Raw genomic sequence first — 16,920 nt, 5'->3', positions numbered from 1 at the left:
ATATCTGCATGGCCTTGCATCGCGCCAACGCAATCACGTCGGTGCGTAATGCGGATTGCATAGTCTTTCGTCAGCGCGGCACATTGACGATCCCCGCCGCCACCCTGATCCCGTTCGAGCCGGGGCTCGCCGCAATCGACGGCAGATTCGCCAGCGATAGCGCCGGCGCCGCACCATCCGTGCCGCCGCGCGGCACGGTGCGGATCACCTGCGAAGGCGGCAGCGCCGCGCCGCTTTTCAGGTGACTCCACATCAGGTTGAGCGCCTGCAAGTTGTAGTAATGCAGCGGGATGTAACGCGTATCGAAGCCCGCTGTGCTGAGAAACGCGTCGAAGTGCTGCGCGTTGGTCACTTCGTAAAACGACAACTGGCTCCTCGAACCTTCGGCCAGGTTGTTCATCGCCAGATACGGCCGCGACGCGTGATTCACCGGCACCAGCGTATCGCTGCGCCCTTGCACGATGATCGTCGGTTTGCCGCGCAGGTTCGCGTTCACGCGAATCGCGTTGACGCTGGTTTGCATCCGCACGTCGCCGTTGGCCCACAGCGCGCGCAGGCATAGCGCGCCATTGAAGCTCGCATCGGCGGTGGCCAGCCGGTGATCGGCGCCGAGCGGCGTCACGTTGAACGCGAGGCTGATGCCGTTGGTCGGCGGCACGCCGTTGCCGAGACCGAACACGCTCAGCATCACCGCAGCGGTCGGTGTCACGCCTGCGCTGCCCTGCACGTTGGTCGGACTGAAACTGAAGCCGCATAGATTGTCGAGCACGCTCGAGCGCGTGTACGCATTCGCATAGCTCACGGCAACCGCCGGCACCGCCTGCGAATTCCACATCGATGCCTGCAGCAGGTCGGAATCGGTTTCATAGCCGGCTGCATGCAGAAGGTTCAGCGCATCGGCGGACCGTGAAGCGAGGTCGTTGCCGCTGATGAAGCCGTTGCCGACCAGCGAGGCGCAGCGCGCCGCACGAATCGACTGGGTGGTCGTCAGCGGCAAGGTGGACAGGTACGGCGAGCCGACCGCGGCGACCGACGCCGCGGCGCACGGCTGCAGCAGATTGGCATAGGTCATGTAGTCGGCGAGCGGCGCGCCGGCGGATGCGATGCGCACGCCGCCTTCGATCACCTGCGCGTTCGGCGACAGGTTCAGGTTGATCTGCGGCTCGCCGACCACCACCGCGGTGATCCAGCCTTGCGTATCCTGCTCGGCCGCCGCCAGCGACGCGCCGCCGCCGTTGCTGACCGACGCGGCAATCGTCGTGATGCTGCCGCGCTGATAGCGCACGCCGTGCTGCGAGCCGTTGATGAGCGGCGCGAACTGCTGGTTGAGCGCCCAATACGCGAACTGGATTGCTTCAAGCGTGTCGGTGCCCCAGTCCTGTTCGGGGTTCTGCTGCGAGTGCGCGTGCTTGAATGCATAGCGGTTCGGGAACGCCTGATTGAACGCCGCGAAACTGCTGGGCGAACCGCTCGCGGTGAACAGGCTCCTCGCTCCCGCGGCCGGCGCGCCGGCGAGGCGCCCGTCGATCAGCGTGATCAGATTGGTGGCGAGTTCATGCGCGCCGTTGCCGCTGCCCTTGTCGGTGTAGGCGACCGCACAGCCGCGCTTCAAACCCCATTCGCCCGCGGCGGAAATCGCGCCGTACACGCCGCGCGAACCGGATGAAGTCGCAGTAACGATGCAGGGATTGGCTGGATCGAAGCTCGCCGGTATCTGCACGAGCAGCGACACGTTCTGCAGGCCGCTGCCGTTGTCGGCGTAGGCGAGGTATTCGGTGCCGGCGATTTTGCCTTCGCCTAGCGTGTCGTTGCCGTTCAGGTCGATATTGGGCCCCCAGAAGCGCCCGTAACCGCCGTTCGCGGTGATGTCGACCAGCGCCCGGTAGTTCGACCAGATCGCGAGCCGGCGCAATTCGGCGGTGGTCGGGTTCGACGGATTCCCAAAGCCCGGCGCGTTGGCGGCCAGACCACTCTTGCCGAGGCCGGCGGTTAGCAGATCGTCGCTGTTGCCGTCGTAGGACGTGGTGGTCACGCTACTGGCTGCGACGAAACCGGGCAACAGGTTGGGCGATGCGTTGTTGCCGTCGCTGCTGCCGCAGGCGGCGACGACGGTGATGCAGCATGCAACAGCGATGAGGCGGAATGACAGGAGGGCTGGCATCGTGGTCTCCCTGGCTGTGTGCTTCACGGGGCAGCGCGTGCGGAAAACAATGCGCAACGGGGCCGCTGCGGTTTCGGTACAGGTTCGCGACATGCGCCACGCGCGGCGCATAAAAAACAAAACGGGCTGCGGCGCGCGGCCCAAGCCCGTTCATCATATCGATCCGTAAGGCCGCCGCACAGGATTTCGCAAGCGAATCCGCGCGACGGCACAGCGCCCGTTACTGCTGTTGCACGTTCAGCTTGTTGCTGACCGAGCTGACGCCTGCCACGCCCTTCGCGGTGTCGCCGGCCAGGTCGATCTGCTGCTGGTCGGGCACCGTGCCGGTCAGCGTCACTGCGCCGCCGCGTGCGCGCACCGCGATGCTCGATACGTCGAGACCCTTCGCCTTGGCGAGCGCCGCGCGCACCTTGCGGCCGAGCTGGCCGTTCGCCTTCTTCTGCGCCTTCGCGCTGGTGGCAGCCGGCGCTTGTGCACCTGCTGCGGCATCGCTGGCCTGTGCGTACACGCTGCATGCGACCATCAATGCCACCACCCCACCCAACGCCTTCAGAACTACCGGTTTCATGCTTTCTCCTTGGTTATTTCGCCTGGTTACTTCGCTTTGGTGCCGCGCTTCGGGCCGCATTGCGAATGCGGCGCCGTACGGCTTCGTCACGACTACATGCGGCCGCTGCGCGCAAGCGCACGAATGCGCAGCGCGACGACGGCCGGCTGACGGCGGTAACGCGGCTGACGAGAGACGAGAGGCAGGAAAGGCGGCCGCCTTTAGGTGTGTACGTCTGGCTCACACGTGGTGAGCAGATGCGCATATCGACGATGCGCGAGGCGGTTCGGCCTGATGCCGCGCGGTGCGCGAGGCGCGCCCGGTTCCCACGAACTGGAACGCGCCGCGCCGGACCGGGCGCGACAGCGCCGCCAATTTAATCTAGCTGCGCGAAATTCGCAAAGTTTTTAGCGCGTGACGTGCGGGGCGTTGTTTTGTTGTGCGACGCGCCGCTTGCTGCGTTCGCTTGCTGCGTTCGCTTGCTGCGTTCGCTTGCTGCGTTCGCTTGCTGCGTTCGCTTGCTGCGTTCGCTTGCTGCGTTCGCTTGCTGCGTTCGGCTGCTGCGTTCGCTTGCTGCGTTCGACTGCTGCGTTTGCCCCGCCGCGTTCGGCTGCTGCGTCCGGCTGCGGCGTTCGACTGCTGCGTTCGGCTGCTGCGTTTGCCCGCCGCGTTCACCTGCCGCGTTCACCTGCCGCGTTCACCTGCCGCGTTCACCTGCCGCGTTCACCTGCCGCGTTCACCTGCCGAATTTGTCTACGTTGAGCTTGCACGCGTTCGCGACGCGCTTCGCACTCACGAATTGTTACGGGTTTGTGCGCCGCCGGCGCGCCGCGTTGCGCCGCCGCGCCGGCAATCTCATGTACCATCGGCGCGAGCGCGCGGCCTACGGGCCGCCGCGCCACCGCTTCGCGCGGCGCACGCGCCGCATCGTTTCCCGCTTCAGCCGCGACGATTTCCAATGACAGCACCCAACGGCCCGCCACGTCCCCGCCTTGTCGCCCGCTTCGTCGCGATCTCGTGGCGCGACCTCGCGATTACGTTCGGGCCGATCCTCCTGATCAGCGCACTCGCGATCTGGGCCGCGGTACGCCTGATCCAGCCTGCCCCGCCGAACACGTTGATCATCAGCGCCGGCCCGCAGGGCAGCACCTTCTGGAATGCCGCGCAACGCTACAAGGAAATTCTTGCGCGCAACAGCGTGAAACTCGAGGTGCTCGAGTCGGAGGGCTCGGTCGACAATTTCAGGCGGCTTACCGATCCGCACGGCAAGGTCGACGTCGCGTTCGTGCAAGATGGCATCGCGCATGGCAACACCGACGGGCTGATGTCGCTCGGCAGCGTGTCGTACGTGCCGGTGGCGATTTTCTATCACGGGCCGAGCGTCGCATGGCTGTCGCAGTTCAAGGGCCAGCGCATCGCGATCGGCGCCGAAGGCAGCGGCACGCGCGAACTCGCGCTCGCGCTGCTGGCGGCCAACGGCATCACGCCGGGCGGCGCGACGAAGCTGCTGCCCTTATCCGGCGACGACGCCGCCAAAGCGCTGGTCGAAGGCCGTATCGACGCGGCGTTCCTGACCGGCGATTCCGCACAGCCGCCGGTGATGATCCGCCTGTTCCGCACGCCGAACATCCAGTTCTACGACTTCACGCAGGCGCCGGCGTATGCCGGGCGCTTTCCGTATCTGACGCAGATCCAGCTGCCGATGGGCGCGCTCGATCTGGGCAAGAACGTGCCCGCGCAAACGCTGCAGATGGTCGCGCCGACTGCCGAACTGGTGGCGCGCACGTCGCTGCATCCGGCGCTGTCCGATCTGCTGATCGAAGCCGCGCGCGAAGTGCACGGCAAGGCGAACGTGCTGCAGCGCGCCGGCGAGTTTCCAGCGCCGCTGGCGCACGACTTCCCGATCAGCGACGACGCCGCGCGCTATTACAAGTCGGGCAAAAGCTTTCTGTACCGCTCGCTGCCGTTCTGGATCGCGAGCCTCGCCGACCGTCTGCTGGTGGTGCTGGTGCCGATCATCGTGGTGCTGATTCCGGGCTTGCGGCTGGTGCCGTCGCTGTATGCGTGGCGGGTGCGCTCGCGCATTTACCGCTGGTACGGCGCGCTGATCTCGATCGAGCGCGGCGCGCTGAGCGAAACCTCGCAGCCCGAGCGCGACGCGCTGATCGAGCGACTCGATGCGATCGAGGAATCGGTCAACGGGCTGAAGATGCCGCTCGCGTATGCGGACCAGTTCTACGTGCTGCGCGAACATATCGGCTTCGTGCGTGAACGGCTCACGCGCCCGCGCGACCTGCACGCGGACAGCAACCATCCGGGAGGCCTGGCCGGCGCGCATGGCGAAGCGTCACACGAAACGTGGCAAGATTCCGGGCGCGACGCGGATGCGGCGGCCGCCGCCGGCGCCGCTGCGGTGAGCGGTACCGCCGCGGGCGGTACGGGTACGACGGCGCACGGCGCGATCGCGGCCGGCACAGGGGCGGCCGGCACAGGGGCGGCCGGCACAGGGGCGGGCGAGACAGCGGTGAGCGCCGCAGCGCCGGCCTCTACGCCGGACGCCGGCGCAGCACCCTCAACCACGGCCGACGAAGCCCATCAGCACGACGACATACATACCGCACCGGCTGCGGGCCGCGCCGGGCCGTCTCATACCGCTTGAACGGCGCGCGGCCACGCGTCGGCGGCTGCCCGAGCCACGCGTCGCTGCGCCGCCGCGAACGCGGCCCAGCATGGGTGCAAAGCCACCGGATACGCCCGATCCGCCGCCGCGCCCCGACATTCGCCCTGCGCACCGATGGTGCGCGGCTTCGGCTTTGCGTAAGATCGAGGCAACTGTGCAGACGCCGCTGCCGTAGCGGCGGTTCGTCTGCGAAACTGGAATCCCGGGAGACATCATGACCGATGGCATCGACGCCACGCAGCCGCTGTGGTTTTACGACTTTGTCTCGCCGTTTTCATATCTGCTGCTCGAACAACATGACAAATGGCCGGGCCTGCCGTTCGTGCTGACGCCAGTCGTGCTGCAGGACCTTTATCAGCACTGGGGCCAGCGCATCGCGTACGACGTGCCGGCCAAGCGTGTGTTCACCTATCGCTATGCGCTGTTCCGCGCGGAGCAGCTGGGCATTCCGTTCAAGATGCCGCCGCTGCATCCGTTCGATTCGACCATGCCGATGCGGCTGGTCGCGGCGATCGACGGCGACATCAGCGTGGTGCGCGAGATTTTCCGCTTCATCTGGCGCGAAGGCCGCGACCCGTCGACGCCGGAAGGATTCGCCGCGCTATGCGAGCGGCTTGGCGTAACGGACGGCGCCGAGCTGATCGAGCGCGAAGAATCGAAGGCGCAGCTGCGCCGCAATACCGACGACGCGATCAAGCTCGGTGTGTTCGGCGTGCCGACCTTCTGGCTGAACAAGCAGTTGTTCTGGGGCGAGGATGCGCTGCCGATGGTGCTGTACTGCGCGCGCACGCCGAACTGGCTCGAATCGAAAGAGGTCAAGCGGATTACGAATCTGCCTTCCGCGTATTCGAAAAAGTAAGCAGCACGGGCCAGGTGTGGGCCGCCGCACCTGCGCCGGTAATGCCCGCCATATCGGGCGCGCTATGCCGCAAGCGGCCGCCAACGCCTAAGGTTATGCATCCGAGGACCCTGCCCGCGCCGTGCATCAATAGCGTCACCTGCAGCATGCGGTCGATGCACGGCGCGGGCAGGCTTCGCCCGACCCGGCCGCGCCGATGAACGACTCCGCTTCCGACGATTCCACCGCTACGCTCGACATCTGGCTGGTGCGCGTGCTGCGCACGCTGCTGGTCGAGCGCAGCGTCACGCAAACGGCGCTGCGCCTGAACCAGACCCAGCCGGCCATCAGCACGGCCTTGCGCAAGCTGCGCGAAACGCTGAACGACCCGATCCTCGTGCGCGGCAAGTCCGGCATGGTGCCGACCGAATATGGCGAGTCGCTGCTCGCGTCGGTGCAAAAGGTGCTGCGCGATGTCGACTTCGTCGCGACGCCGCACGGCGACTTCGACCCGGCGCGCTCGCGCCGCACCTTCCGGATCGCGGCGCCCGACTATCTGAACGACTTCTTCATGCCGACCGTGATCGCGCAGTTTCGCGAAGCGGCGCCGCACGCACGGCTCGAAATCGAATCGCTGAGCCCGCGCGTCGATCATGCGGCGGCGCTCGATGCGGGCGAGCTCGATCTGGTGATCGGCAACTGGCCGAAGCCTGACGAACGCTTCGAACGCAGCGACCTGTTTTCGGACACGGTGGTTTGCATGATGCGCGCGGATCATCCGCTGGCCCGCGCGCCGCTGACCCGCGATGCGTACCTGGCCGCGCCGCACCTCGTGCCCGCGCCGTATAGCGGCGGGCGCGGCGGCGCGATCGATACGGGCTTCGCGCGCGCCAAGGCAGCGCGCCGGATAGTCGCGACGCTGCCGTATTTCGGGCTGGTGCCGCATGTGCTGCTGCAGTCGGATCTGATCTTTACGACGACCCGGCGCTTCGCGCTGCATTACGCGCAGTTGCTGCCGCTCGCGGTGGTCGAGGTGCCGATTCCGTTTCCGCGCATCCGCTGCTATCAGATGTGGCATCCGCAGGCGGACCGGCCTGGCGATATCGGCTGGCTGCGTGGGTTGATGGCGCAGGTGTCGGCGGATCTGGTGGTGTCGAGGCCGCGGCGCCGGGCGAAGGCGGCCTCGAGCTCGGTACCGAAGCGGACCGGCGGCGCGGCACGGGGTTGATGCCTGGTGTCGGGCGGTGGCGGCTGCACTACGGCAGGCCACGCGCAGCAAGCAGCAGCATCCGCGTCACACGCCGATAAAAACTTCGCGCGACACAGCCGCCGCACCGCGGGGCGGCAACTCCTCCGGTTCATCATGTTGCGCGCCGCGCACCTGCAGCAATTCAGCGCACACCGCCAGCGCGATCGCGAACGGCGCCTTGTTTTCAATCCCGCCGATGCCGATCGGGCAGATCATCTCGTCGAGCCGGTGCGGCGCGACACCACGCTCGATCAACCGCCGTTCGAATTTCACGCGCTTGGTCTGCGAGCCGATCATGCCGAAGTACGCGAAATCGCGCCGCCGCATGATGCGCGCGGCCAGCGAGAAATCGAGCGCGTGATTGTGCGTCATCACGAGGAAATACGTGCCGGCCGGCGCGCTGTCGACGATCGCATCGGGCGTGTCGGTCGCCTCAATCTGCACGTTGGCCGGCACTTCGTCGGCAAACAGTTCGTCGCGCTCGTCGACCCAGTGCACCACACACGGCAGCGTGCCGAGCAAGGTCACCAGCGCATGGCCGACGTGGCCGGCACCGAACAGCACGATATGCATCGGCGGCGGCATCATCGGGGGGCGGGCATTCATCGCTTCTCTCCTCGCAAACCGGCGCGTCTCAACACCGCTCGCCACGGGCCGCGCGCATCGCGCCAACTGCCTTCAGGATCGCTTCGCCAGTAGCGGGCGCATCGAGCGGCGGATTGACCTTGTAATCGGCGACACTCGCCACCGCGTCGCGAATCGCGAAAAACACCGAGAACGGCAGCAGCAGCGGCGGCTCGCCGACCGCCTTCGAGCGGTGAATGCTGTCTTCCGGATTGCGGTTCCTGAACAGGTTGACGCGAAAGTCCGCCGGCATGTCGTTGACGGTCGGGATCTTGTAGGTGGACGGCGCATGCGTCATCAGCTTGCCGCCGGCGTTCCACCACAGTTCCTCGGTGGTCAGCCATCCCATGCCCTGCACGAACGCGCCTTCCACCTGGCCGATGTCGAGCGCAGGGTTCAGCGACGCGCCGACGTCATGCAGCGCGTCGGCGCGCAGCACGCGCATTTCGCCGGTCAGCGTGTCGATCACCACTTCCGAAACCGCTGCGCCGTACGAGTAGTAATAGAACGGCCGGCCCTGCAGCGTCGCCTGATCCCAGTAGAGCTTCGGCGTCGCATAGAAACCGTCGGACCACAATTGCACGCGCGCCAGATACGCCTTCGCGATCACTTCGTCGAACGGCACGATGGCTGCGCCGACCACCACGCAGTCGTTCGCGAAGCGCACCGCCGCGGGCTTCACGTCGCCCGCGCCGTAACGCTCGGCGGCAAATGCCGCGAGCCGTTCGCGCAACTGTCGCGCGGCGTCCTGCGCGGCCTTGCCGTTCAGATCGGTGCCGGTCGAAGCCGCGGTCGCCGACGTATTCGCGACCTTGCTGGTGTCGGTGGCCGTCACGCGCACGCGCTTGAAACGGATGCCCAACTCGTGCGCAACCACCTGCGCGACCTTCGTGTTGAGCCCCTGGCCCATCTCCGTGCCGCCGTGGTTCACCAGCACCGAGCCATCCGTGTAGATGTGCACGAGCGCGCCGGCCTGATTGAAATGCGTGACGTTGAACGCAATGCCGAACTTGACCGGCGTCAGCGCGAGACCCTTCTTCAGCACCTCGTTCTGCGCGTTGAATTCGCGCACCGCCGCGCGGCGCGCGCGATAGTCGCTGGTCGCTTCGAGTTCGTCGAGCAGTTCGTGCAGCACGTTGTCTTCGACGATCTGGCCGTACGGGGTCTGGTTGCGCTCGTTCTTGCCGTACAGGTTGCGGCGCCGTACATCGAGTGAATCGATGCCGAGCGAGCGCGCCACGTCGTCGACGATGTACTCGATCGCAAACGCGCCCTGCGGCCCGCCGAAGCCGCGAAACGCCGTGTTCGACTGCGTGTTGGTCTTGCCGCAGAAACCGGCGATCGCCACGTCCGGCAGCCAGTACGCGTTATCGAAGTGGCACACCGCGCGCGTCATCACCGGGCCCGACAGGTCTGCGGAAAAGCCGCAGCGCGAGGTCATGTCGACCGACACGCCTTCGAGCATGCCTTCGTCGCTGAAGCCGACTTCGTATGTGTAGTGGAAATCGTGACGCTTGCCGGTGATCATCATGTCGTCGTCGCGGTCCGGGCGCAGCTTGACCGGGCACAGCAGCTTCCATGCGGCAAGCGCCGCGCAGCACGCAAACAGCCCCGACTGCGATTCCTTGCCGCCGAAGCCGCCGCCCATCCGCCGGCATTCGACCAGCACGTTGTGCGACGCGACGTTCAGCGCATGCGCGACCAGATGCTGCATCTCCGTCGGATGCTGCGTCGAACACCACACATGCATGCCGTCGTCGTCTTTCGGCACGGCGTACGCGATCTGCCCTTCCAGATAGAACTGCTCCTGGCCGCCGAGCAGCATTTCGCCAGCAACGCGATGCGCGGCGCGCGCGATCTTCGTGCCGGCTTCGCCGCGCGCGAGCTTCAGCGGCGGTATCACGCTCTGGTTGGCGGCGCGCGCCTGTTGCGCGGTCAGCACTGCGGGCAACTCTTCGTAGATCACCTCCGCGCGACGCGCCGCGAGACGCGCCACGTCATGCGAAGTTGCGACCACGATGAACATAGGCTGGCCGACGTACTGCACGATGCCGTCCGCGAGAATCGGATCGTCGCCTTTGACGATCGGCGCGCAATCGTTGTGGCCGGGAATATCGTCGGCGGTGAACACGGCGATCACGCCCGGCGTCGCACGCACCTTCGCGAACGAGATCGACACGATCTTCGCGTGGGCCTTCTGCGACATCCCGAGTGCCGCGTGCAAGGTGCCGGCGACGGTCGGAATGTCGTCGGTGTAAGTAGCGCGGCCGCTCACGTGCAGATGCGCGGATTCGTGCGGGCGCGACACGTGGACCTGGGTGAAATCGGCGAGTTCCTGAACGTCTTTCAGGAACGGTTCGGCTTGCTGGTTCATTCGAACGGTTCTCCGTCTTCGATATGGGGCGGCGTTGCGTGCGTTTCAGACGGCGGCGCCAGCGGCTTGAACCGCGCGCACGTCGAGCGCGGACTTCGCCAGCGGGTCGTGCGGACGCGTTTCGAGCCAGAAGCGGTATAGCGTGTTCTGCGCGGCCTGCAGGCGATAGTCGCTGGTCGCGCGCATATCGCTGAGCGGCTGGTAGTCTTTGGCGAGCGCGAGTAGCGCGGCCTGTGCGGTCGCCTCGTGCCAGTCCGCGTCGGCCAGCACGGCTTCCGCGTGGCTCGCGCGCTTCGGTGTGGCGGCTATGCCGCCGAACGCGATGCGCGGCTCGCGGATCAGCTCACCATCCGCGATAAACGAGAACGCCGCGCAGACCGCCGAGATATCGGAATCGAAGCGCTTCGAAATCTTGTACGTGCGAAAGCGCAGGTTCGCGCGTCGGCCGGTGCGCGTCGGCACCTTCACCGCGGCGACGAATTCGTGTTCGGCCATGTCCTTCTTCTGGTACGCGAGGTACAGGTCTTCGAGCGGCAGTTCGCGTTCGAGCGCGCCGCCGCGCAGCACGACGCGTGCACCGAGTGCGATCAGGCCCGGCATCGAATCGCCGATCGGCGAGCCGTTCGCAACGTTGCCGCCGAGCGTGCCTGCATTGCGGATCGGCAGCGACGCGAAGCGTTGCCACATTTCGATCAGTTCCGGGTAATGCTTCGCGAGTTCGGCATAGGCTGCTTCGACCGTGACGCCCGCGCCGATGCGCAGCCAGCCGTCTTCGTATTCGATCTTCTGCAGTTCGGCGACCTGGCCCACGTAGACGATGTCGCCGAGTTCGCGCATCTGTTTGGTCACCCACAGGCCGATGTCGGTGCTGCCGGCGAGGATGCGGATGCCCGGCTGCACTTCCTTGATCTGCGCGAGTGCCGCTACGCTGCGCGGCGCGGAGAAACGCTGGCCGGCGTGCTGGTAGTCGAAGGTCGCGTCGCGTTCGAGCGACTGCAGCGTGCGCGACAGCGCCGCGGTGTCGACCGGCGCGGCCGGTGCGGGCAACTCGAACATCCGCATCGCGGCATCGATGATCGGCCGGTAGCCGGTGCAGCGGCACAGATTGCCGGTCAGCGCGTTGGCGACCTGCTCGCGGCTCGGCACCGTGCGGTTGGCGCATGCGTATTCGTGGCCGTGTTTCTTGTACAGCGCCCACATCGACATCACGAAGCCGGGCGTGCAGAAGCCGCATTGCGAGCCATGGCATTCGACCAGCGCTTCCTGCACCGGGTGCAGCGAGCCGTCGGGCTGGCGCAGGTCTTCGACGGTGAAGAGTGCTTTACCGTCGAGCGTCGGCAGAAACTGGATGCACGCGTTGACCGCCTTGAAGCTGACGCCGCCCAGTTCGTCGCGCTCGCCGACCACCACCGTGCACGCGCCGCAATCGCCTTCCGCGCAGCCTTCCTTGGTGCCGGTGCAGCGCGCGTCTTCGCGCAGGTATTGCAGGACGGTGCGGGTGACGGGCGCGTCGCTGATTTCGCGGATCGCGTTGCGGTGATAGAAGCGGATCGGCTGGTTCATGTCTCGGTGCTATTGGGTTTTGGCGGTGTTTCGCGGGTCTGCGCAGAGCGGGCGGGCGACGCGGCAGGGAATGGTTTGAAAGCTATCACCCCAAATTGCGCGAACCCATAGGCAGCCAAGCATGCAGGACATATCGCCAAAGCGATATTGAGATGGAAAAAGGGTGAGGTGCGCTTATAGTGCAGTGGCGGTTTTGAGGTGTTTCGTTTTTGGATGCGCTGCTTCGGTCAGGTGCGGCTGATGGTTTTTCGCGAGTAGCGGCGCATTTGCCCCAAATAGATTGACTTATTTTTAAGCGCCCTCTCCATCCAAACCGGTTCCGTGGGAAAATAGCGAACTTCTGCGGTTTTCAAGTCTCGTTTTCCCCTATGTCCTCCGAGTCAACTACGTCGCGCAGTGAGTTTGCAACCACGTTGCAGATCATTCCGGTCGTTTTCTTCACTTTTCTCTGCTATCTGGCCATCGGCATTCCGCTCGCGGTGCTGCCCGGTTACGTACACGACGATCTCGGTTACAGCACCATCATTGCCGGACTCGCGATCAGCGTGCAGTACCTCGCAACGTTGGCGTCGCGTGCGCTGGCGGGTCGTCTAGCCGATTCGCTCGGGCCGAAGAAGACGGTGTCGATTGGCCTGACCGCGTGCGGCGTGAGCGGCGTCGCGCTACTGCTCGCCGCGCTGTGCGGCCATTGGGCCGCGCTAAGCATCGGGTTGCTGGTGATCAGCCGGCTAGTGCTTGGCGTCGGCGAAAGCCTGTGCGGCACCGGCGCGATCCTGTGGGGCATCGGCCGGGTCGGCACCGCAAACAACGCGCGTGTGATCTCGTGGAACGGTATCGCCACGTACGGCGCGCTCGCGATCGGCGCGCCGCTCGGCGTCGCGCTCGCACATGCAACGGGTTTTGCCGCGCTCGGCGTTGCAGTAATCGCGCTGGCGGCCATCGGCTATGCGCTCGCGCGCCTCGTGCCGGCGGTGCCGGTCGTGCACGGCGAGCGTATGTCGTATCGCAGCGTGTTCGTGCGCGTGCTGCCGCATGGCCTTGGCCTCGCGCTTGGCTCGGTCGGGTTCGGCTCGATCGCCACCTTCATCACGCTGTTCTATGCAGCGCGGCACTGGCCGAACGCGGCGCTGTCGCTGACGCTGTTCGGCACGATGTTTATCGGCGCGCGTCTGCTGTTCGCCAACACGATCCAGACCTACGGTGGGTTTCGTGTGGCGATCGCTTCGTTTATCTGCGAAGGCGCCGGCTTGCTGCTGCTATGGCTCGCGCCGGTGCCGCACATTGCGATGGCGGGCGCCGCGTTGACCGGCTTCGGCTTTGCGCTGGTGTTCCCGGCGCTGGGCGTCGAGGCCGTCGGGCTGGTGCCGCCGGCCAGTCGCGGCGCGGCGCTATCCGCGTATTCGGTGTTTCTCGATCTGTCGCTGGGGATTACCGGGCCGCTCGCCGGCTATATCGCCGGCGCATTCGGTTATCGCTCGGTGTATCTGTTTGCGGCCGTGGCGGCTGTGGCAGCCGTCGGTCTGACCGCGATGCTGCATCAGCGCAGCATGCGCGGTCGCGGAGCTTCGGCCGCAATGTAGGGCCGGGCAGCTCACGTAGAGGTCTGCTAGGGTTTTCGGTACCTGCGGGCGTTTGCGACGCTCGCAGGCGCGGGTACCTGCAGATGTCGGGCGGGCGCCTCATACGCGCCCGCTCCGCTACGCGCGCAGTTCCGCCTTCATCCCGGCCGACAGCGACTTCTCCAACGCTGCCACCCCCGCCGGCAAATCCACCGACACACCCAGATCGACCATGGTCCGCCCGAGCGCATGCACGGTGCGGAACAGGTTGTGTTCGCGACATTGCTCGCCCATCTGGCCGATGCGCACGATCGGCAAACCGAACGAGCCGGAAATCTCCACCTGGTGGTGCCGCGAGATATGCCCGCAGATATCGCCCGGGCTCAGCCCCTGCGGCACTTCGATACCGACTACCGAATTGAGCCGGCAGGCCTGCGGCGTCCACAGTCGCAAGCCCATTGCGCTAACCGATTCCTGCAGCGCGAGCGAGCACTTCAGATGCCGCGCGAAACGCTTCTCCAGCGTCTCCGCACACACCAGCCGCAACGCTTCATGCAGTGCAAGCACGCCCGACACCGGCGCGGTGTAGTGATATCCGGCGTTGTGCCAGAAATTCTCGGCAAGCGACGCATCGAGACACCAGTGCGCATTCGCGTGCGTACGGCCCTTCACGCGCTCCCATGCGGCATCCGAGAACGCGATCAGCGACACGCCGGGAATCGACGACAGCCCTTTCTGCCCACCGGTGATCACCGCGTCGATGCCCCATGCGTCCATCTCGAGCGGCATCGTGCTGAGCGTGCACACCGCATCGACCACCACCAGCGCGCCGGCCGCCTTGGCAAGCCCCGCGATCTCGCGCAAATGATGGTTCCACACGGTATTCGAGGTCTCGCCCTGCACGATCGTGACGACCTCCGGCCGCTCGCGCGCGATCGCCGCGGCGACGTCTTCGAGGCTGGCCACCGTGCGGTCCGGCACCTCGAGCAGCGACACTTGCGCGCCGACCCGGCGGCCCATCTCCGCCATCCGCTCGCTGAAGAAGCCGTTGCGGATCGCGAGCATCCGCGTGCCCTGCCACGCGAGGTTCGAGATCGCCATTTCCATCGCCGCGGAGCCTGGGCCCGCCACGCCTAACACCCACTTCGAATTGGTCTGGAACACGTAGCGCGCCATCGTCTTCACCTGCCCGACCACCTTCGCCATCGTGCCGCCCAGATGGTTGATGACGATCGCATTCGCCTTCGCGACGGCGGCCGGAATCGGCACCGGGCCGGCGCCCATCATCAGCAGCGGTTCTTCGGGGAGGATGGCGTCGAGCGATTCGACTTCGGGACAAGGCACGGACGTGGTAGTTGACATGATCGGTACGCGTAAAGCCAGATGAAGGCGGGTGAAAAGCGTGCGAGAGCGCGGCGCGCCAACGAGCAGAAATGGGCAAAAAACCGCCGCGCTGCCGGCACGGCTGCTGTCGCAAAACCATGGAAAACCGGCCCGTCGGCGTGCTGCCGGCGGGCCGGTCGTCCGATCATTCACTGATCGGCGCGAATGTGCAAGTTTTTTGACAGCGCCTGCGCTTCGTGCCGCGCTTCGTGTCGCGAGGCTCGCCGCGCATACCCACCACACGTCACGAGCTGCATCCCACAGGCCTTATATGCCGCGCTACTTCACCCGGTCCTTGTCGAGCCCCTTGCCGGTCGCCGCGTTATAGCGCTCGACATAGTCGTTCATCAGCTTGCGCAGCGCGCGGCCGATCTGCCGGTAGTCCGACTCGTTCAGGTTCGCCAGCGACACGCGCCCCGACGGATGCTGCGTGCCGAAGCCGCGCCCCGGCAACAGTACGACGCGCGCCTCGCGCGCGAGCCGGAACAGCAGTTCGGACGGCTGCGTGTTCTTCTTGATCCACTCGACAAAATCCTTGCCATACGCGCGCTCGCCGAGAAACTCGATATCGAGAATCGTGTAGTAGTCGACCTGGTTCGGATCGTCGTCGTCGAAGCTGATGCCGACCTCTTCGTACAGCGCGCGCTTGCGGCTGCGGATCAGACGCTTCAACGCGCACTTGTATGCGTCGGGTGTGTCCATCAGCGAGAACAGCGAGAACAACACCATCTGCACCTGCTGCGGCGTCGACAGGCCGGCGGTGTGGTTCAGCGCCACAGTACGGCTATCGGCCACCAGCCGGTCGATGAACTTCAGCTTGTCGGGCTCGGTCGTGATCGATTCGTAGCGCTTGTGCAGTTCCTTCTTCGCGTCCTTCGGCAATTCGGCGATCAGCCGGTCGAGCACGTTGTCGCGATGCGTCGCGATCGTGCCGAGGCGCCAGCCGGTCGCACCGAAGTACTTCGAGTACGAGTAGACCAGAATCGTGTTCTTCGGCGCGAGTGCGAACAGCGACACGAAGTCGTCGGCAAAGGTGCCGTACACGTCGTCGGTCAGCAGGATCAGGTCCGGGCGCTCCTTGACGATGTCTGCAATCTGCTCGAGGCTCGCATCGCTGATCTTCACCGAAGGCGGGTTGCTCGGATTGACGAGGAAGAACGCCTTCACCTTCGGATCGCGCAGCTTGTCGAGTTCGGCCTTCGAGTACTGCCAGTTATTTTCGACGCCGGCATTCAGGTTGATCACGTTCAGCTGATAGTCGTTCAGACGCGGAATCTCGATGTACGGCGTGAAGATCGGCATGCCGAGCGCGATCGTGTCGCCGGCCTTGATCAGCCGGTTCTCGCGCATCGTGTTGAAGATATAGGTCATCGCCGCGGTGCCGCCTTCGACCGCGAAGATATCGAACTCGCCGACGAACGGGTGCTTGCCGATCATCTCGCGCCGCAAATACTGCCCGACGATCACCTCGGAAAGCTTCAGCATGCGGTCCGGCACCGGGTAGTTCGACGCCAGAATGCCCTCGCACATTTCATACAGGAAGTCGCCCGCCGACAGACCCATCTGGTCGCGCACATACGACACTGCACCGCGCAGGAAGTCGATGCCCGCCACGCCCTTGCTTTCGCGCAGGAACAGTTCGAAGCGCTCGGTCAGCCCATCGCGCTTCGGAAACCCGCCGATGCCCTCCGGCATATGCGCGAACGAGCGCTCGGCCTCGCGCATCGCGAACAGGCCGAGTTGCCAGAAGCCATGCCGCGGAATGGTGGCGAGAAAGTTCGGATTGCCGCGGCCGGCGTTGAGCATCGCGGTGTTCGCCGGCCGTTCGACCGCGCCGCCGGCCGCCTTGATCAGTTCGTCCTTCAGCTCGAATGGGCTCAAGGCCGCCAGCTTCGCCTGTTCGGTGCTGCCCGATTTGTCCTTTGCCATGATGCTTTCTCCA

The 16,920-nt window shown here is 65.7% G+C and carries 13 protein-coding genes; 6 read left to right on the top strand and 7 right to left on the bottom strand.

All coding sequences use genetic code 11. The features are described from left to right. Positions 1–70 precede the first annotated feature (70 nt). On the bottom strand, positions 71–2,161 hold the full coding sequence (locus ACYVNQ_RS27110) for a D-(-)-3-hydroxybutyrate oligomer hydrolase (RefSeq protein ID WP_460906649.1): 2,091 nt from the start codon (positions 2,159–2,161) through the stop codon (positions 71–73). 220 nt (positions 2,162–2,381) lie between these two features. Next, the gene (locus ACYVNQ_RS27105; RefSeq protein WP_460906647.1) at positions 2,382–2,729 is read right to left on the bottom strand and encodes a BON domain-containing protein; all 348 of its coding nucleotides are present in this window, start codon (positions 2,727–2,729) and stop codon (positions 2,382–2,384) included. Positions 2,730–3,466: 737 nt separating this feature from the next. Between ACYVNQ_RS27105 and ACYVNQ_RS27100 the strand changes: the two genes are divergently transcribed. The 4 genes from ACYVNQ_RS27100 (at position 3,467) to ACYVNQ_RS27085 (ending at position 7,454) form a co-directional block, all read left to right on the top strand. After that, complete coding sequence (locus ACYVNQ_RS27100; protein ID WP_460906645.1) at positions 3,467–3,670, top strand: hypothetical protein; 204 nt, start codon at positions 3,467–3,469, stop codon at positions 3,668–3,670. Then, positions 3,667–5,367: a TAXI family TRAP transporter solute-binding subunit gene (locus ACYVNQ_RS27095; protein ID WP_460906643.1), complete on the top strand. Its 1,701-nt coding sequence runs from the start codon at positions 3,667–3,669 to the stop codon at positions 5,365–5,367. Before ACYVNQ_RS27100 ends, ACYVNQ_RS27095 begins: the two co-directional genes overlap by 4 nt. A 235-nt stretch (positions 5,368–5,602) precedes the next feature. Next, positions 5,603–6,247 carry a 2-hydroxychromene-2-carboxylate isomerase gene (locus ACYVNQ_RS27090; protein ID WP_460906641.1) on the top strand — a complete coding sequence of 215 codons (645 nt, stop codon included), beginning with the start codon at positions 5,603–5,605 and terminating at the stop codon, positions 6,245–6,247. Between the two features lie 196 nt (positions 6,248–6,443). Next, positions 6,444–7,454 (top strand): LysR substrate-binding domain-containing protein, encoded by a 1,011-nt coding sequence (locus ACYVNQ_RS27085; protein WP_460906639.1) that lies wholly within the window; start codon positions 6,444–6,446, stop codon positions 7,452–7,454. A 66-nt stretch (positions 7,455–7,520) separates the two neighbouring features. On the opposite strand, the gene xdhC is transcribed toward ACYVNQ_RS27085, so the two are convergent. The 3 genes from xdhC to xdhA are packed head-to-tail and all read right to left on the bottom strand — an operon-like array spanning position 7,521 to position 12,036. Continuing rightward, positions 7,521–8,081, bottom strand: a complete 561-nt coding sequence (gene xdhC / locus ACYVNQ_RS27080; protein ID WP_460906637.1) for a xanthine dehydrogenase accessory protein XdhC — start codon at positions 8,079–8,081, stop codon at positions 7,521–7,523. 28 nt (positions 8,082–8,109) lie between these two features. After that, complete coding sequence (xdhB, locus tag ACYVNQ_RS27075; RefSeq protein ID WP_460906635.1) at positions 8,110–10,473, bottom strand: xanthine dehydrogenase molybdopterin binding subunit; 2,364 nt, start codon at positions 10,471–10,473, stop codon at positions 8,110–8,112. Between the two features lie 45 nt (positions 10,474–10,518). Continuing rightward, the gene (xdhA, locus tag ACYVNQ_RS27070; RefSeq protein WP_460906633.1) at positions 10,519–12,036 is read right to left on the bottom strand and encodes a xanthine dehydrogenase small subunit; all 1,518 of its coding nucleotides are present in this window, start codon (positions 12,034–12,036) and stop codon (positions 10,519–10,521) included. Between the two features lie 368 nt (positions 12,037–12,404). Between xdhA and ACYVNQ_RS27065 the strand changes: the two genes are divergently transcribed. Continuing rightward, complete coding sequence (locus ACYVNQ_RS27065; protein ID WP_460906631.1) at positions 12,405–13,616, top strand: MFS transporter; 1,212 nt, start codon at positions 12,405–12,407, stop codon at positions 13,614–13,616. A gap of 117 nt (positions 13,617–13,733) precedes the next feature. Here the strand turns inward: ACYVNQ_RS27065 and ACYVNQ_RS27060 are convergent, their stop codons facing one another. Beyond that, a complete protein-coding gene (locus ACYVNQ_RS27060) occupies positions 13,734–14,957 on the bottom strand; it encodes a pyridoxal-phosphate-dependent aminotransferase family protein (protein ID WP_460906629.1) in 1,224 nt (407 codons plus the stop codon). A 71-nt stretch (positions 14,958–15,028) separates the two neighbouring features. Between ACYVNQ_RS27060 and ACYVNQ_RS27055 the strand changes: the two genes are divergently transcribed. Beyond that, entirely contained in the window at positions 15,029–15,160 is a 132-nt protein-coding gene (locus tag ACYVNQ_RS27055) for a hypothetical protein (protein ID WP_460906627.1), read from the top strand. A gap of 97 nt (positions 15,161–15,257) precedes the next feature. Here ACYVNQ_RS27055 and ACYVNQ_RS27050 read toward each other — a convergent pair whose 3' ends face one another. Beyond that, positions 15,258–16,907, bottom strand: a complete 1,650-nt coding sequence (locus ACYVNQ_RS27050) for a bifunctional aspartate transaminase/aspartate 4-decarboxylase (RefSeq protein ID WP_460906625.1) — start codon at positions 16,905–16,907, stop codon at positions 15,258–15,260. Between the last annotated feature and the right edge of the window lie 13 nt (positions 16,908–16,920).

Source organism: Paraburkholderia jirisanensis, assembly GCF_054782355.1.
This window is presented reverse-complemented; position numbering and strand designations above follow the sequence as displayed.